The organism is Alphaproteobacteria bacterium (assembly GCA_019635875.1).
Classification (GTDB): domain Bacteria; phylum Pseudomonadota; class Alphaproteobacteria; order Reyranellales; family Reyranellaceae; genus JAFAZJ01.
Window position 1 is genome coordinate 12,867 of sequence record JAHBYP010000002.1, and the last position, 15,490, is coordinate 28,356.

General features: G+C 68.4%; 13 protein-coding genes. 6 read left to right on the plus strand and 7 right to left on the minus strand.

All coding sequences use genetic code 11. From position 1 onward, the window contains the following. Window positions 1–129 precede the first annotated feature (129 nt). The 3 genes from KF889_06090 to KF889_06100 form a co-directional block, all read right to left on the minus strand. Entirely contained in the window at window positions 130–936 is an 807-nt protein-coding gene (locus KF889_06090) for a hypothetical protein (protein ID MBX3498996.1), read from the minus strand. Window positions 937–1,288: 352 nt separating this feature from the next. Next, on the minus strand, window positions 1,289–2,890 hold the full coding sequence (locus KF889_06095; GenBank protein MBX3498997.1) for an NAD(P)/FAD-dependent oxidoreductase: 1,602 nt from the start codon (window positions 2,888–2,890) through the stop codon (window positions 1,289–1,291). A gap of 228 nt (window positions 2,891–3,118) precedes the next feature. Next, complete coding sequence (locus KF889_06100) at window positions 3,119–4,378, minus strand: CinA family nicotinamide mononucleotide deamidase-related protein (protein ID MBX3498998.1); 1,260 nt, start codon at window positions 4,376–4,378, stop codon at window positions 3,119–3,121. 264 nt (window positions 4,379–4,642) lie between these two features. On the opposite strand from KF889_06100, the gene KF889_06105 reads away from it, so the two are divergent. The 4 genes from KF889_06105 (at window position 4,643) to KF889_06120 (ending at window position 9,598) form a co-directional block, all read left to right on the plus strand. Next, on the plus strand, window positions 4,643–4,993 hold the full coding sequence (locus KF889_06105; GenBank protein MBX3498999.1) for a hypothetical protein: 351 nt from the start codon (window positions 4,643–4,645) through the stop codon (window positions 4,991–4,993). 128 nt (window positions 4,994–5,121) lie between these two features. Continuing rightward, on the plus strand, window positions 5,122–6,825 hold the full coding sequence (locus tag KF889_06110) for a GMC family oxidoreductase N-terminal domain-containing protein (protein MBX3499000.1): 1,704 nt from the start codon (window positions 5,122–5,124) through the stop codon (window positions 6,823–6,825). An 86-nt stretch (window positions 6,826–6,911) separates the two neighbouring features. After that, window positions 6,912–7,874 carry a hypothetical protein gene (locus tag KF889_06115; GenBank protein ID MBX3499001.1) on the plus strand — a complete coding sequence of 321 codons (963 nt, stop codon included), beginning with the start codon at window positions 6,912–6,914 and terminating at the stop codon, window positions 7,872–7,874. A 107-nt stretch (window positions 7,875–7,981) separates the two neighbouring features. Continuing rightward, window positions 7,982–9,598 carry a GMC family oxidoreductase N-terminal domain-containing protein gene (locus tag KF889_06120; GenBank protein ID MBX3499002.1) on the plus strand — a complete coding sequence of 539 codons (1,617 nt, stop codon included), beginning with the start codon at window positions 7,982–7,984 and terminating at the stop codon, window positions 9,596–9,598. Here KF889_06120 and KF889_06125 read toward each other — a convergent pair. Next, a complete protein-coding gene (locus KF889_06125; protein MBX3499003.1) occupies window positions 9,561–10,751 on the minus strand; it encodes an MFS transporter in 1,191 nt (396 codons plus the stop codon). The genes KF889_06120 and KF889_06125 overlap by 38 nt on opposite strands. Window positions 10,752–10,951: 200 nt before the next feature. Between KF889_06125 and KF889_06130 the strand changes: the two genes are divergently transcribed. Further along, window positions 10,952–11,623, plus strand: coding sequence for a 3-oxoacid CoA-transferase subunit A (locus KF889_06130; protein ID MBX3499004.1), 672 nt, complete (start codon window positions 10,952–10,954; stop codon window positions 11,621–11,623). A gap of 5 nt (window positions 11,624–11,628) precedes the next feature. Next, window positions 11,629–12,306: a 3-oxoacid CoA-transferase subunit B gene (locus KF889_06135; GenBank protein MBX3499005.1), complete on the plus strand. Its 678-nt coding sequence runs from the start codon at window positions 11,629–11,631 to the stop codon at window positions 12,304–12,306. A gap of 123 nt (window positions 12,307–12,429) precedes the next feature. On the opposite strand, the gene KF889_06140 is transcribed toward KF889_06135, so the two are convergent. The 3 genes from KF889_06140 to KF889_06150 all read right to left on the minus strand — a co-directional run bounded on the left by KF889_06140 (window position 12,430) and on the right by KF889_06150 (window position 15,348). Beyond that, on the minus strand, window positions 12,430–13,470 hold the full coding sequence (locus KF889_06140; GenBank protein ID MBX3499006.1) for an aromatic ring-hydroxylating dioxygenase subunit alpha: 1,041 nt from the start codon (window positions 13,468–13,470) through the stop codon (window positions 12,430–12,432). 194 nt (window positions 13,471–13,664) lie between these two features. After that, the gene (locus tag KF889_06145; protein MBX3499007.1) at window positions 13,665–14,966 is read right to left on the minus strand and encodes an RNA polymerase sigma factor; all 1,302 of its coding nucleotides are present in this window, start codon (window positions 14,964–14,966) and stop codon (window positions 13,665–13,667) included. 31 nt (window positions 14,967–14,997) lie between these two features. Further along, window positions 14,998–15,348, minus strand: coding sequence for a hypothetical protein (locus KF889_06150; GenBank protein MBX3499008.1), 351 nt, complete (start codon window positions 15,346–15,348; stop codon window positions 14,998–15,000). Window positions 15,349–15,490: the final 142 nt, after the last annotated feature.

A 15,490-nucleotide genomic window follows, 5' to 3' on the forward strand; every position in this document is an offset into this window, starting at 1 on the left:
GATGCGAACCGGCCTGCCCTCGTGAACACGCGGACAACCGTCAGCTTCCGAGAGCGGGAGCCTAGGGCATTTCGCGCCACGCGGGGGTGTGATCGTGCAACGGCGATTTTCAAACGATCGTGATCGCCGCTACGGCAGGGGTGCCTCCGCCCTGCACAGCACGATCCGCCCCTCGTGCAGCGCGCGGCTTTGCGCGACGTGCTCGTCGAGCTCCTGGAAGCCCACGGGCGGACCGATGAAGGGCTTCAATGCACAGTAATCGCGCACCACAGGCACGATGTCGCGCTTGAAGTCGCAGCCCTGCGCGATCCATTTCGCCGTCCAGCGATCGGCCGTCTCGTCGTCCATCAGCTCGATCAGCGGGTGGCCCGGCCAGTACTGGCGCAGGAGGTTCTTGATCATCCGCCGCCAGCGCTCGGGCTGGGCGATCGGCGCCAGGCGCGGCGCCTCGACGACGGACGGGACGACGGACGAATCGGGGGGCGGATCGGCGACGGCCAGATCGGGGGGCAGATCGGCGGGCGAAGCGGGCGGGGCGTGCTCGGCGGCGTCCATCGGCACCGGCGCAGGTGCCGATTCCGGCGGCGGCACCGGCTCGGGCAGCGACGGATCGCGCGGATAGCGCCGCCGCGCACGCTTGCCGATGCGCTGATGGATCGCCCAGTCGACGATGGCGAAGTACTCCAGGCCCTCGACCTCGTAGATCCGCACCAGCCCGCGCGCCGCCAGCTCCTCGATCATGGCGCGCACGGTGTCGTCGGCGATCTCGTCGCCGGGAAACACCTGCATGCGGATGGCGCGCGGCCGCAGGGGCTGCACGCCGTAGGAATCGGCGTAGTGCCAGAGGCCGATGAACAGCAGGCGCGTCGGCATCGCGCAGTCGATGACGGCTTCCCAGGTCCAGAAGTCGGGGGTGATGACGTGATTGCGGGCCATAGGGCGGACTCCAGTTGGAACACTGTTGCCGGTGTAACCCCGGATCGCGCCGTCTCCTATTTTCACCTCTACGCGTGTCGATTCCGGTCGTTAGTCGTTGCCACCAAAGGAATTTTTCGCGTTCTTATGATTGTCGACTTTGGCCTTCCCCCGGAGGGAGAAGGCAAGGCAATGCATATGGTGGACTTCATACCTTCCCCCGCTGGCGGGGGAAGGTGGCGCGTAGCGCCGGATGGGGGTGGCTGTCGAAGACGAAGGCGACCGCGCAAGAGAGATCGCGTCTGGCCGCTATAGCCACCCCCATCCGCCCTTCGGGCACCATCCCCCGCCAGCGGGGGAAGGATAAGAGGTGCTAAGCGACGGCGAAGCCTTCGTAGCCATTCTTCACCACCGCCTCGCAGCGCTCGAGATAGGCCGGGAAGCCGCCGATGTAGGGCATGAAGACGCGCGGCTTGCCGGGGATGTTGGCGCCGACGTACCACGAGCTGCAGGTCGAGCGCAGCGTCGCGCCGGCGGCGCTGCCGACATGCTGCACCCAGCCTTCCTGCGCCGCCTCGGTCGCCTCGATCACCGTCGCGCCGCGTGCGCGCACAGACTCGAGGCAATCGGCGATCCATTCGACGTGCTGCTCGATCGAGGGCAGCATGTTGGTCAGCACCGAGGGCGAGCCCGGTCCGGTGATGGTGAAGAGGTTGGGGAAGCCGGCGATGGTCAGGCCGAGATAGGTCTTCGGCCCCTCGTTCCAGCGATCCTTCAGCTTCACGCCGCCGCGGCCGGTGAAGTCGATGCGCAGCAGCGCGCCGGTCATGGCGTCGAAGCCGGTGGCCAGCACGAGATCGTCGAAGGCGTAGTCCGTGCCCTTGTGGCGCAGGCCGGTGGCGGTGATGCGCTCGATCGGCTCGGCGCTGACGTCGACCAGGCGGACATGAGGCTTGTTGAAGGTCGCCCAGTAGCCGGTGTCGACGCACAGCCGCTTGCAACCGATGATGTTCCTCGGCGACAGCAGCTCGGCAACCTGCGGATCCGTCACCGTCTCGCGGATCTTGCCGCGCACGAAGTCCTGTGCGGTCCGGTTCGAGTCCTCGTTCAGCAGCAGGTCGCCGAAGGCGCCCATGAACGGGATGCCGCCATAGGCCCAGCGCTCCTCGTACGACTTGCGCCGCTCCTTCTCGCTGGTCTCGATCGCCGAGGCCGGGTTGAACTTCAGGTCGATGTTGGCCGGCAGCCGGCGTGCGCGCTCGCGCATGCCCCGGTAGTCGGCCTTTATCGCGCGCTTGTAGTCCTCGCTGAGCGGCTGGTTGTGCGCCGGCACGGTGTAGTTGGCGGTGCGCTGGAACACCGTCAGATGCTTCGCCTGCCCGGCGATGATCGGGATCGACTGGATCGCCGAGGAGCCGGTGCCGATGATGCCCACCGTGCGGCCGGTGAAGTCGACGCCCTCGTGCGGCCAGTTGCCGGTGTGATAGGTCGGGCCCCTGAAGTCGGCGAGACCCTCGATCTTCGGCGTGTTGACCGAGGACAGGCAGCCCATCGCCGTGATCACGAAGGTCGCGATCACGCGCTCGCCCCTGTCGGTCTCGACGGTCCAGCTGCTCGACGCCTCGTCGAAGGTGGCCTTCGTCACCCTGGTCTCGAAGCTTATGTCCTTGCGCAGGTCGTAGCGGTCGGCGACGTGGTTAGCGTAGCGCAGGATCTCGGGCTGCGTGGCGTAGCGCTCGGTCCAGTCCCACTCCTGCTGCAGCGCATCGTCGAACTGGTAGGAATACTGCATGCTCTCGACGTCGCAGCGCGCGCCGGGATAGCGGTTCCAGTACCAGGTGCCGCCGACGCCCTTGCCGGTCTCGTAGACGCGCGCGCTGAAGCCCTTCTGGCGCAGCCTGTGCAGCATGTACATGCCGGCGAAGCCCGCGCCGATCACCACCGCGTCGAACCGCTCCTGCGCCATCCGTCCCATCCTTCCGGAACCCGCACGATATGAACGGCCGTTTACCGCACGGGATGGCGCACGCCAAGAGCCTCAATCGTCGCGGCCGGTATGCATGAAATCTTCCCTTCCCCCGGAGGGGGAAGGTGCCCGAAGGGCGGAAGGGGGATGTCGAAGACGAACGCGGGAGTCCGTCTTCGACATCCCCCTTCCGTCGCGCTGCGCGCGCCACCTTCCCCCTCCGGGGGAAGGGAAGACTTACCGCCGTTCGAAATCGACGCGTTCGTCGACGGGCAACCCCAGCAGATGCCGGCGCAGGCAGTCGAGCGCGAGCTCGGCGGCGCCGATGCGCAGCCACTCGCGGCCGCCCTGCAGGCGCGCGGTGCGTGAGACAGTGGCGTCGGCATCGGCGATGCCCAGGCAGATCGTGCCGCCGAACTCGATGCGGTCGGCGCCCTGGTCGAGGTCGATCAGCGACACCAGCGCGTGACTGGCGCCGCTGCCGCGGCGCAGCGCCGTGGCCAGGGTCGCGGCGCTGTCGGCCGAGATTTCCGAGGCGTTGGCGCCGACCGAGCGCGACAGCTCGGCGAGGTCGCGCGAGATCACGCCGCGCCGGAAGACTGACTCCGCGCCTTCGATCGGCGACACCCGCGCGGCGATCTCGCCGCCGGTGAACATCTCGGCCACCGACAGCGAGCCGCCGCGCTTCTTCAGCGCCTCGAGCACGACGCTCTCCAGCGTCTGCTCGTCCTCGGCGATGATGAAATTGCCCAGCCGCTTGCGCACCTCCGCCTCGACCGGCGCCAGCGCGCGCGCCAAGGCCTCGGCGCTGGTGCCGCGCGCGGCGAGCTTGGTCTCGAGCTGCGGATAGTGCGCCTGGAAGCCGAGCTTGACCTCGACGCCATTGGCCAGCGCCTCGATGCCCTGCAGCATCTGGTCAGCGCGCGACTCGCCGATGCCGAAGGAGTGGAAGCGCTTGAGCCGCGTGACGCTTTCCACACCGCTCATCTTCAGCAGCCGCGGAATCAGCTGCTCGTCGAGCATCCTCTTCAATTCGCGCGGCACGCCGGGGGTGAAGAAGAAGCGCGTCCTGCCGATGTTGACGGCGAAGCCGCAGGCCGTGCCGATCGGATTGTCGATGAACTCCGCACCGGCCGGCAGCATCGCCTGCTTGACGTTGTTGGGCGGCATCGTGCGATTGCGCCGCGTGTAGAACGCCTCCATGCGCTTGAGCCATTCCTGGTCGAGCACCAGCTCGACACCGGCGGCCTGCGCGGCGACCTCCTGCGAGAGATCGTCGACCGTGGGGCCCAGCCCGCCGTTGACGATCACCGCGTCGGCACGCGTGGCGGCCTCGCGAAAGGCCTTGAGCAGCGCCTCGCGGTCGTCGCCCACCGTCGTGCCCCACACCACGTCGAGCCCGACCTCGCCCAGGCGCCGCGCCATGTGGCTGTAGTTGGTGTTGACGGTCTTGCCGGTGAGGATCTCGTCGCCGGTGCACAGAATCTCGATACGCATGCCTCTCCCCTTCTTTCCTTCTCCCCCGCGAAGGCGGGGAGAAGGTGCCCGAAGGGCGGATGAGGGGCTTCGCGGTGCGTCGACAACAACACGGCGTGTCGTTGGACGAGAAGCCCCTCATCCGCCTCGCTGGCGCTCGGCACCTTCTCCCCGCCTGCGCGGGGAGAAGGGAACTGCATTGTCCGATCGCTCTACCTCTGCGACCGGGAGACTACGCTATGATCGACCCGGGACGGAACGCCAACAAGCGACGGAGACAAGGTCGTGCGCATCCATAATCTGTACGTCGACGCCCAGGGCATCTCGCATTTCCGCGACATCGAGGTGGAATGGGGCGAGAGCACGCCGAGCGGCCAGGTGTCCAAGCGGCTGCCGGCCACGGGCATCATCTTCCGCAAGGTGCAGCCGACCTACGACCTCGACTGGCATCCCGCGCCGCGCCGGCAGTACATCATCAACCTCGATGCCGGCGTCGAGATCACCGCGGGCGACGGCGAGGCGCGGGTCATTGCCGCCGGCGAGGTGATCCTGGTCGAGGACGTCACCGGCCAGGGCCACAAATCCAAGGCGATCGAGGGCAAGATCCGCCACTGCATCTTCGTGCCGATCGACTAGGACGCACGCTGGCGGACGACCGTACCCTGTCATTCCGAGCGGAGCGAGGAATCCAGAAAGACCTAGATCCCTCGCTTCGCTCGGGATGACAGGTGGGGTCGGGGTGACAATTGGGAGGGACACCCGTGATCTACGACTACATCATCGTCGGCGGCGGTTCGGCCGGTTCGGTGCTGGCCAACCGGCTGTCGGCGCGCAGCGGCAACAAGGTGCTGGTGTGCGAGGCCGGCCAGGACACGCCGCCGGGCAACGAGCCGCCGGAGATCCGCGACTCCTACTCGGGCACGGCGTACTTCGATCCGCGCTTCCACTGGACCGAGCTCAAGGTCCACACCCAGATCGTCAGCCACAACAATCCGCACGAGAACCGCCCGCCCTTGCGCAAGTACGAGCAGGCGCGCGTGCTGGGCGGCGGCTCCTCGATCAACGGCCAGATGGCCAATCGCGGCGCGCCGACCGACTACGCCGAATGGGTCAATCGCGGCGCCGAGGGTTGGGGCTGGGACGACGTGCTGCCGTACTTCAAGAAGGTCGAGCGCGATCTCGATTTCGACGGGCCCTGGCACGGCAAGGAGGGCCGCATCCCGGTGCGCCGCATCCCGGTCGAGCACTGGACCCGGCACGCGCAGGCAGTGGGCGAAGCGTGCAAGCTTTCGGGCATGAAATTCCTGCCCGACCAGAACGGCGAGTTCGTCGACGGCTATTTCCCGGTCACGCATTCCAACGCCGAGGAGCAGCGCGTCTCGGCCGCCATGGGTTATCTCGACGCCACCACGCGCAAGCGGCCCAACCTCACCATCTCCACCGACACGCAGGTGAAGTCGCTGATCTTCGACGGCACGCGCTGCGTCGGCGTCACCGCCTCGGTCAACGGCTCGGACACCGAGTTCCGCGGCCGCGAGGTCATTCTTTCGTCGGGCGCGATCCATTCGCCGGCGCATCTGCTGCGCGCGGGCATCGGGCCGGTCGGGCATCTCAAGGACATGGGCATCGAGGTGGTCTCCGCCCTGCCCGGCGTCGGCCAGCGGCTGATGGACCATCCCTCGATTTCGCTGTCGTCCTACATCCGGCCCAACGCGCGCATGAACGAGCATACGCGGCGCCACATCCAGGTCGGCATCCGCTACTCCTCGGACCTGCCGGGCATTCCCAAGGGCGACATGTTCGTGGCCGTGGTCAGCAAATCGGCGTGGCACGCGGTGGGCGAGCAGATCGCCTCGCTGCTGACCTTCATCAACCGCACCTACTCCGAGACCGGCCAGGTCAAGCTCGCGAGCCGCGACTGGCGCGCCGAGCCGATTGTCGAGTTCAACCTGCTGTCCGACACGCGCGATCTCGACCGGCTGAAGACCGGCTTCAGGAAGATGGCGGCGCTGCAGATGCTCGAGCCGCTCAAGGCGGTGACCGACAACCCCTTCCCCGCCTCCTACTCCGATCGCGTGCGCAAGATCGGCGTCGTGAACACCAAGAACAAGGTGCTGACCTCGATCATCGCCAGGTTCCTCGACGGCCCCGCGGCGCTGCGCAAGTACATGATCGAGAAATACGTGGTCGAGGGCTTCACCTTCGAGCAGGTGATGACCGACGACGAGGCGCTGGAGGCCTTCGTGCGCCAGGCGGCGATCGGCGTGTGGCACGCCTCCTGCACCTGCCGCATGGGCCGCAACGACAACCCGATGGCGGTCACCGACACTTCAGGACGCGTGCGCGGCGTGCAGGGCCTGCGCGTGGTCGACGCCTCGGTCTTTCCCATCGTGCCCTGCGCCAACACCAACTTCCCCACGCTGATGACGGCGGAGAAGATCTCCGACGCCATCCTGGCGGGGAACTAATCCTGTCATCCCGAGCGCAGCGAGGGATCCAGAAAGCTGCCTGGATCCCTCGCTGCGCTCGGGATGACAGAAACGGGAGTGAAGCCATGTCAGTCATCCTGGGCTCGGGCGAGCATCGCTATCGCGTGGTCGAGAACTGGGCGAAGCTGCCCGACGGCTGGGAGTTCCGCGACGTCGCCGCCGTCGCGGTCGACAGCAAGGACAATGTCTACGTCTTCAACCGCGGCGCCCACCCGATGATCGTCTTCGACCGCGCCGGCAATTTCCTGCGCTCCTGGGGCGAGGGCCTGTTCAGCCGCGCGCATGGCATCGACATCGACGAGGACGACGTCCTCTACTGCACCGACGACGGCGACCACACCGTGCGCAAGGCGACCACCGACGGCAAGGTGCTGCTGACCATCGGCGTGCCCAACCAGCCGGCGCCGTTTCTCAGCGGCACGCCGTTCAACCGCTGCACCCACACGGCGCTGTCGCCCAAGGGCGAGATCTACGTCTCCGACGGCTACGGCAATTCCTGCGTCCACAAGTACGATCCCGCCGGCCGCCACCTGATGTGCTGGGGCACCACCGGCACCGATCCCGGCCAGTTCAACATCCCGCACAACATCGCCACCGACGACGACGGCTGGGTCTATGTCGCCGATCGCGAGAACCATCGCGTGCAGGTGTTCGACGGCAACGGCAGGTACGAGATGCAATGGAACAACATGCACCGGCCCTGTGCGCTGTACTGCTGCGGCGGCGCGCAGCCCCAGTTCATCATCGGCGAGCTGGGACCGGGCATGCCGGTCAATTCCAGGCACACCAATCTCGGCCCGCGCCTGGCCATCGTCGACAAGCAAGGCAAGACCATCGCGCGGCTGGGCGGCGAGCACGGGCCGGGGCTGGAGACCGGCCGGTTCCTCTCGCCGCACGGCCTGGCCGTCGATTCGCGCGGCGACATTTATGTCGGCGAGGTCAGCTACACCAACTGGCCCAGCTCGCATCCCGGCCAGGAGATGCCGAAATTCCTGCGCTCGCTGCAGAAGCTGGAGAAGGTCGCCTGATGTGCAACCCTGTCGTCCTGAGCGCAGCGAAGGACCTCGCGGTGGTGCGACCAGTCGCGATCTAGGTATGTGACCGCCATGGCGCGAGATCCTTCGCTTCGCTCAGGATGACAAGGACAGGACAGATGGAGTCAGATTTCGTCGTCGTCGGCGCCGGCTCGGCGGGTTGCGTCGTTGCCTCGCGACTGAGCGAGACCGGCGCCAAGGTCGTGCTGCTCGAGGCCGGGCCGACCGACTGGTATCCGTTCATCCACATTCCCGCCGGCGTGCGCACGCTGTTGCGCAACGGGCGCATGAACTGGAACTACGAGAGCGAGCCGGAAGCCGTCAGCGGCAACCGGCCGATCCAGTGGCCGCGCGGCCGCGTGCTGGGCGGCTCGAGCTCGATCAACGGCATGCTCTACGTGCGCGGCAACGCTACCGACTACGACGGCTGGGCGCAGATGGGCTGCCGCGGCTGGTCGTTCGAGGACGTGCTGCCGCTGTTCAAGAAGTCCGAGGACTACAAGCCGGGCGATGCCGCCGTGCGCGGCAAGGGCGGGCCGCTGAAGGTCGAGGACTACCGCACCATCCTGCCGCTGACGCATCTCTTCGTGAAGGCGGCGCAGGAAGCCGGCTTCGCCTTCAATCCCGACCTCAACGGGCAGAGCCAGGAGGGCGTCGGCTATTCGCAGATGACCCGGCGCGGGCGTTTCCGCGCCTCGACCGCGCGCACCTTCCTCGCCGAGGCGCGCGGACGCGGCAATCTGCGCGTCGAGACCAACGCCGTCGCCACGCGCCTGCTGTTCGAGGGCACCCGGTGCGTCGGCGTCGCCTTGCGCCAGAACGGCGTCGAGCGCGAGATCCGCGCCGCACGGGAGGTCATCGTCAGCGGCGGCGCGGTGAATTCGCCGCATCTGCTGCAGATCTCCGGCATCGGCCCGGCCGAGCACCTCAAGAGCATCGGCGCCCCCGTGGTGCTCGATGCGCCCGGCGTCGGCGCCAATTTGATCGATCATTACGTGATCCGCATCTCGCATCGCGTAAAGGACCTGGTGTCGCTCAACAACCTGGCGCGCGGCGCGCGCGTCGTCGGCGAGACCCTCCGCTACATCGTCACCGGCCGCGGCGCGCTGACCATGGGCGTGACCAGCGCGCAGGTCTTCTGCCGCAGCCGCGAGGGGCTGGCGAGCCCCGACCTGCAATTGCTGTTCACGCCCGCCAGCTCCGATCCCATGCGCATCGGCGAGCTCGAGCGCGAGTCCGGCATGACGGTGGCGATCTGCGTCGTGCGGCCCGACAGCCGCGGCACGATCATGGCGAGGAGCACCGATCCCATGGCCATGCCGGCGATCCGGCCCAACTACATCTCTGCGCCGGAGGATCTGCGGGTGATGACGGCGGGCTTCCGCCACACGCGCCGCATCTTCGCCGCGCCGTCGATGGCTGAGCACAGCGCCGGCGAGATCATTCCCGGCCCTTCGGTCGAAAGCGATGCCGACGTCGCCGACTACGCGCGCCGCGCCGGCAACACGCTCTATCACCCGGTCGGCACCTGTCGCATGGGCGAGGATCCGCGCGCCGTCGTGGACTCGCGGCTGCGGGTGCGCGGCATCGGCGGGTTGCGGGTGATCGACGCCTCGATCATGCCGACCCTGACCACCGGCAACACCAACGCGCCCACCATCATGATCGGCGAGAAGGGCGCTATGATGATTCGCGAGGACGCTGGCTTGCCGGCATGAAGAAAGCCAGCGCCGCGCCGGCGATGTTGCCGCAGCCCGCGACCAGCACGGCGATTCGATAGCCGCCGGAGATGTCGTAGAGATGGCCGGCGAGCACCGGCAGGGTGACGGCGGCGACGCACCAGCCGATATAGAGCAGGCCGGCGATACGGCCGTACTCGCTGCTCGGCCAGTACAGCGCGATCGCGCCGGCGGTCGAGCCGGAGATCAGGCCGTAGCCGACGCCGATCATCGCCAGCGTCACGGTCGAGACCAGCGGGTGCGGCAGCAGCGACAGCACGACGGCGCCCGAGAGCGCGATCAGGTGCGCCGAGGCCATGACGCGCGGAATGGCGAAGCGGTCGACCAGCCAGCCGCCGCTCAGCCTTGCGGCGGCGATCGCCGCCGGGATCGCCGTGGTGGCGATGAGCGCGATCTCGGGCGAGGCGCCGTAGGCGGTGATGATGCCGGCGGCCTGGCTCAGCACGGTGAGGCCCGCCGCGGCGGCGAGGAAGAACACGAACCACAGGCGCCAGAACACACCGACGCGCGGTCCCGCCGGCCGCGCCGCCTGCGCCGCCTCGGGCTCCACCAGCCGCGCGCGGGCGTGGATGGTCAGCAGGGTCGCCAGCACGGCGACGATCGCGACCACGACGCCCAGGCCGCCCAGGATCACGCGCACGTCCCAATGCCCGACCGCCCAGCCGAAGATCGGTGCGGCGATCACCGCGCCGGCCGGATAGAGGCTGAGCACATAGCCGTTCATCAGCCCCTTGCGCGCCGTCACCATCATGTTCGCCACCTGCTGCAGGGCGATGAACGCCGCGCCGCCGCCCAGCCCGAAGAGCACGCCGTAGCCGATGGTGAGCAGCACCAGCCCGTCGGCGAGCGACGCCAGCCCGAGCCCGGCGGCGCTCAGCGCGCAATACGCGAAGACCAGCGCCGGCGCGGAGGCCAGGCGATAGAGCCGCGGCGCGACGTTCATGCCGACGGCGAAGCTGATGGTCGCCGTGGCGAAGACGATCGCCAGCTCGGAACGGCCCACGCCCAGCGAGCGCTCCAGCGGCTTGAGGAACACGCTGAAGGCGTAGAGCGAGCCCATCGGCAGGTTGACCAGGGTCGTCGCCAGCAGCGCCGCCCAGAGCCTGGGGGCGCCGGCGTCCCGCCGGCTCATGAAGGCCGGCGGGACGCCGGCCCTCCCAGCAAGACGGGCACTCGCTTCATTCCCTGCACGTCGCCTCGGGCCCGCGCAGGAACGCCATCAACCGCTCTTCCATCCCGCCACGCTAGCATAGGAGGCCACCGGCAAGCGCCGTTGATGGCGACTGCGCCGGCGGACTACGGTGCAGCCGACAGCGTGGGGAAACCGACCGGATGGCGATCGACAAGCGGGTGGCGAGCTGCGCGGCGGCGATGGAAGGCGTGCGCGACGGCGCGGTGGTCTTCGTCTCCGGCTTCGGCGGCGCGGGCTTTGCCAACAAGCTGCTGGTCGCGCTGCGCGAGCATGGCGCGAAGGAGCTGACGCTGGTCGTCAACTCGGCCACGCACCGCGCCTCGCTGACGCACGAGCTGATCGCCAACGGCCAGGTGCGCAAGGTGATCGCCAGCGCCGGCCGCGGCCGCGAGCCCGGGCTCTCGGTCTTCGAGCAGCTGCTGAAGGACGGCAGGATCGAGTTCGAATGCGTGCCGCAGGGCACCTTCGCCGAGCGCATCCGCGCCGGCGGCGCCGGCATCCCGGCCTTCTTCACACCGGTGGCCTACGGCACCGACCTGGCGAAGGGCAAGGAAGTGCGCACCATCAACGGGCGCGACTGCGTGCTGGAGCATGCGATCAGCGGCGACCTCGCCCTGTTGCGCGCCGACATCGCCGACCGCTTCGGCAACCTCGTCTTCCGCCACGCCCAGATGAATTTCGGCCCGGCGATGGCGACGGCGGCGAAGCTGGCGGTGGCCGAGGTGCGCACGACGCAGGACGAGCCGATCACGCCCGAGCGCGTGCAGCTCTCCGGCGTCTTCGTCGATCGCGTCGTGGCGGTGGGAGCGTAAGGCCGATGCCCGGACTCAATCGCAACCAGATGGCCTGGCGCGCGGCGCAGGACATCGCCGACGGCACCGTGGTCAATCTCGGCATCGGCATCCCGGTGCTGGCCTCCGACCACCTGCCCGCCGGCCGCGACGTCTTCTTCCAGTCCGAGAACGGCGTGATCGGCGTCGGCCCGGCCGCCGCGCCCAGCGACGCCGACACCGACCTGGTCGACGCCGGCAGCCGCACCATCACCCTGCGATCCGGCGCCACCATCGTCGATTCGACCGCGTCCTTCGCCATGATCCGCGGCGGCCATATCGACGTCACCATCCTCGGCGCCTTCGAGGTCGCCTCGAACGGCGACTTCGCCAACTGGGATTCGCGCATCCCCGACAAGGGCCCGTTGGTCGGCGGCGCCATGGACCTCGCCGTCGGCGCGCGCGAGGTCTGGGCGATCATGGAGCACAACACGCGCGCCGGCGCGCCGCGCCTGCTCGAGCGCTGCGCCCTGCCGCTCACCGCCGTGCGCTGCGTGCGCCGCGTGTTCACCGACATCGCCGTGGTCGACGTCACCGATGCGGGCTTCGTCGTGCGAGAGCTGCTGGCCGAAATCAGCGTCGAGCAGCTGCGCGCGCGTACCGGCGCGCCGTTCACGCTGGCGGCGGACTTCCGTCCACTGGTTGTCCCGCCGCTTGCGGCGTGACGTGCGGCAAGCCGAGCGAATCTGTCATCCCCAGCGCAGCGAGGGATCCAGGCTTGCCCTGGGTGTCTCGCTGCGCTCGACACGACAGGGCGACTTTGCCTTTCCTCTCGCTGCTCTGGCCGCCTACTCTGCCGCCAGCGCGCCACTCTCCTGGGCCAGCAGGCCCTCGATGAAGCGGCGCATGACCATGCGGTTGCCGTCGGACACGATGTTGACCAGGCCCTGCTCGCCGAGCTCGTCGAGCCGCGCCTGCTGGGCCTCGACCATATCCTTGTCCTCGACGAAGGTGGGCGCGATCTCGCGATAGAGCTGCTCGGTCGCCTCGGGCTCGTTCTGGCGATAGCCGTTGGCGCAGGACCAGAAATAGAAGCACGAGGTCTCGGTCTCCGGCGTCAGCCCGTGGAACAGGCGGAACTGGAAGCCGCCTTCTCGTTTGCCTTCGTACGCGCCGGTGCCGGCCTCGGCTGCGCCGGTCCATTGCAGGACCGAGCTCGGCGCCACCCATTCGAACTCCTGCCAGCGATCGACGCGGCCCTTGAAGCCCGCGGCCTTTACGTAGCTCGGCGGCGGCACCGAATCGCGCATCCAGCGCGTGAACTTGATGCCGGTCGCGGTGCGGCTCGTCTGCATCTCGGCGTTGACGTGCACCGCCGGATTGCCGCCCACCGTCTTTGCATGCAGGTAGCCGAGATGCGTCAGGTCCATCAGATTGTCGACCATCAGCATGTAGTTGGCCCTGATCGGATAGCAGTCGTGCTTGTTGGGCCAATGCGCCTTGTCGTCGTGATAGGGGAAGTCGACGATTTTGCTCGGGTCGGCCGCGGCGGCATCGCCCATCCAGATCCACACGAACTGGTTCTTCTCGACCAGAGGGTAGCTGCGCACGCGCGCATTGTCGGAAATCCTGGTCTGGCCCGGCACCGCGACGCAGCGGCCCTCGCCGTCGAAGACGAGGCCGTGATAGCCGCACTGGATGCCTTGAGGCACCAGCTCACCCCTGGAGAGCGGCGCCGCCCGGTGGCAGCAGCGATCGACCAGCGCGGCGGCCCGCCCCTGATGATCGCGGAAGAGAACGATCGGCTCGTCGCAGATCCGCCGCGCCAGCGGCTTCTGCCCGAGCTCATCCGCCCAGGCCGCGATGTACCAAGCGTTACGAATGAACATCGTGAACTCCCTTGGTCGACGAGTTGAGCGAGTTCTTGACTGGGTGCATCGTTGCCAAGGCAGGCATGCACAATCACACTCTACCCTCGATCGGGCCACACGCACATCCCGAAGGCGTCCCGAGGCGGTGGCGCCCGCACCCGGCAGAAGGGTTGGCGACACCCGCGATCGGCTTCCTCACCACGGCGCGTCCCTCACCGTGGCGCCGGACTTCCAGCCACTGATCGTGCCGCCGCTTCCGGCGTGAGCTCGGCGGCACGCCGCCTCAGCAGATCCTGTTCGCGCCTGTTGCCCGCCAGCGCCGCAGCCGCTTCGAATGCGGCGCGCGCCTCCTCGTGGCGACCGAGCCTGCGAAGAAGATCGCCGCGAACGCTCGGCAGCAGGTGATACGCCTTCAGCGCCGGCTCGTGCATGAGCCGGTCGACGATCGACAGGCCGGCTTGCGGACCCTCGGCCATGCCGACGGCGACCGCGCGGTTGAGCTCGACGATGGGCGAGCGCACGAGCCCCGCCAGCTCGGCATAGAGACCGGCGATGCGCGACCAGTCGGTCTCGCCCGCCGTCCTCGCCAGGGCGTGGCAGGCGATGATGGCCGCCTGCAGCGTGTAGAAGCCGCTCGCGCCGCCCAGCTCGCGGGCGCGCCCGAGCGCCTGCATGCCGCGCCGGATCTGGAACTGGTCCCACAGCGCGCGGTTCTGATCCAGCATGAGTATCGGCTCGCCCGCCGCGTCGGTGCGCGCCGCGCTGCGCGAGGCGTTCAGCTCCATCAGCGCGAGCAGCCCGTGCGCCTCGGGCTCGTGCGGCGCGATCGAGGCGAGCACGCGGCCCATGCGCAGCGCCTCGTTGCAGAGCTGGGGACGCAGCCAGTCCGCGCCGCGCGCCGCGGCGTAGCCTTCGTTGAAGATCAGGTAGACGACCTCCAGCACCGAGGAGAGCCGCTCGCAGAGCGCTCCGCCGCGCGGCGTCTCATAGGCGAGACCCGATTCCGAAAGGATCCGTTTGGCGCGCACGATGCGCTGGGCGACCGTCGCGACCGGCAACAGAAACGCCCGGGCGATCTCCTCGGTCGTCAGGCCGCAGATCATGCGCAGCGCCAGGGCCGTGCGCGCCTCGCGCGACAGCAGCGGATGACAGGCGGTGAAGATGAGCCGCAGCATCTCGTCGCCGATGTCGTCGTCCAGGGCGGAATCCCAGTCGGGCATGGCCCGTTGTTGTTCCTCCAGGTCCCGGACGAGCATCTCGTGCGTGCGATCGAGCATCGGGCGGCGGCGCAGATGATCGAGGGCACGACGCCTGGCGGTCGTCATCAGCCAGGCGCCGGGCCTTTCGGGAACACCCGTCGTGGGCCACTGCTCGAGCGCGGCCAGCAGGGCCTCCTGCGTCATCTCCTCGGCCAGCGGCACATCGCGCAGCATCCGCGCCAGGCTGGTGATCAGCCGCGGCTGCTCGATCCGCCACGCCGCGAGGATCGCGCGATGGGCGTCGGCGGCCATCATGGCCGCCGACGATGTGGGGCCGATCCCCGCCTCAGGGGCCGGCGAAAGCGCGAAGCTCGCACGTGCCTTCCCATCCCGGCATGAAGTCCTTGTGGAGTTGCATGAACTCGCGCGCGGAGGCCACGGCCTCCTCCTTGCCCGGCAACTCGAAGATCGCGTAACCGCCGATGACCTCCTTGGCCTCGACGAACGGGCCGTCGACGACGCTGAGCTGTCCGTCGACGATCCGCACCTGCGCGCCGGTGGCAAGCGGCATCAGCCCGCCACTGTCGAGCATGCGGCCGGCCTTGATCTCCCGGTTGGCGAGCTTGTTCATCGCCTCCATGAGTTCCGGCGTCGGCCCGCCGGTGTGGGCGGATGTAACGATGAACATGAAGCGCATGTGAGAACTCCTCCTGAGGCGAGCAGCCGGCACCATTGCCGGGAACCGTCTCGCTATTCAGGTCGACGAACCAGCCCATGGCAGATCGACGAGCCTTCGCACAAATCGCCTGTGGCTTGACAGCTCGCGGCAAATGTTCCCT

Coding starts and splice junctions, on each gene's coding strand:
- KF889_06090 (MBX3498996.1), bottom strand. CDS start 936: ATGGCCCGCAATCACGTCATCACCCCCGACTTCTGGACCTGGGAAGCC.
- KF889_06095 (MBX3498997.1), bottom strand. CDS start 2,890: ATGGGACGGATGGCGCAGGAGCGGTTCGACGCGGTGGTGATCGGCGCG.
- KF889_06100 (MBX3498998.1), bottom strand. CDS start 4,378: ATGCGTATCGAGATTCTGTGCACCGGCGACGAGATCCTCACCGGCAAG.
- KF889_06115 (MBX3499001.1), top strand. CDS start 6,912: ATGTCAGTCATCCTGGGCTCGGGCGAGCATCGCTATCGCGTGGTCGAG.
- KF889_06120 (MBX3499002.1), top strand. CDS start 7,982: ATGACAAGGACAGGACAGATGGAGTCAGATTTCGTCGTCGTCGGCGCC.
- KF889_06125 (MBX3499003.1), bottom strand. CDS start 10,751: ATGAGCCGGCGGGACGCCGGCGCCCCCAGGCTCTGGGCGGCGCTGCTG.
- KF889_06130 (MBX3499004.1), top strand. CDS start 10,952: ATGGCGATCGACAAGCGGGTGGCGAGCTGCGCGGCGGCGATGGAAGGC.
- KF889_06135 (MBX3499005.1), top strand. CDS start 11,629: ATGCCCGGACTCAATCGCAACCAGATGGCCTGGCGCGCGGCGCAGGAC.
- KF889_06140 (MBX3499006.1), bottom strand. CDS start 13,470: ATGTTCATTCGTAACGCTTGGTACATCGCGGCCTGGGCGGATGAGCTC.
- KF889_06145 (MBX3499007.1), bottom strand. CDS start 14,966: ATGATGGCCGCCGACGCCCATCGCGCGATCCTCGCGGCGTGGCGGATC.
- KF889_06150 (MBX3499008.1), bottom strand. CDS start 15,348: ATGCGCTTCATGTTCATCGTTACATCCGCCCACACCGGCGGGCCGACG.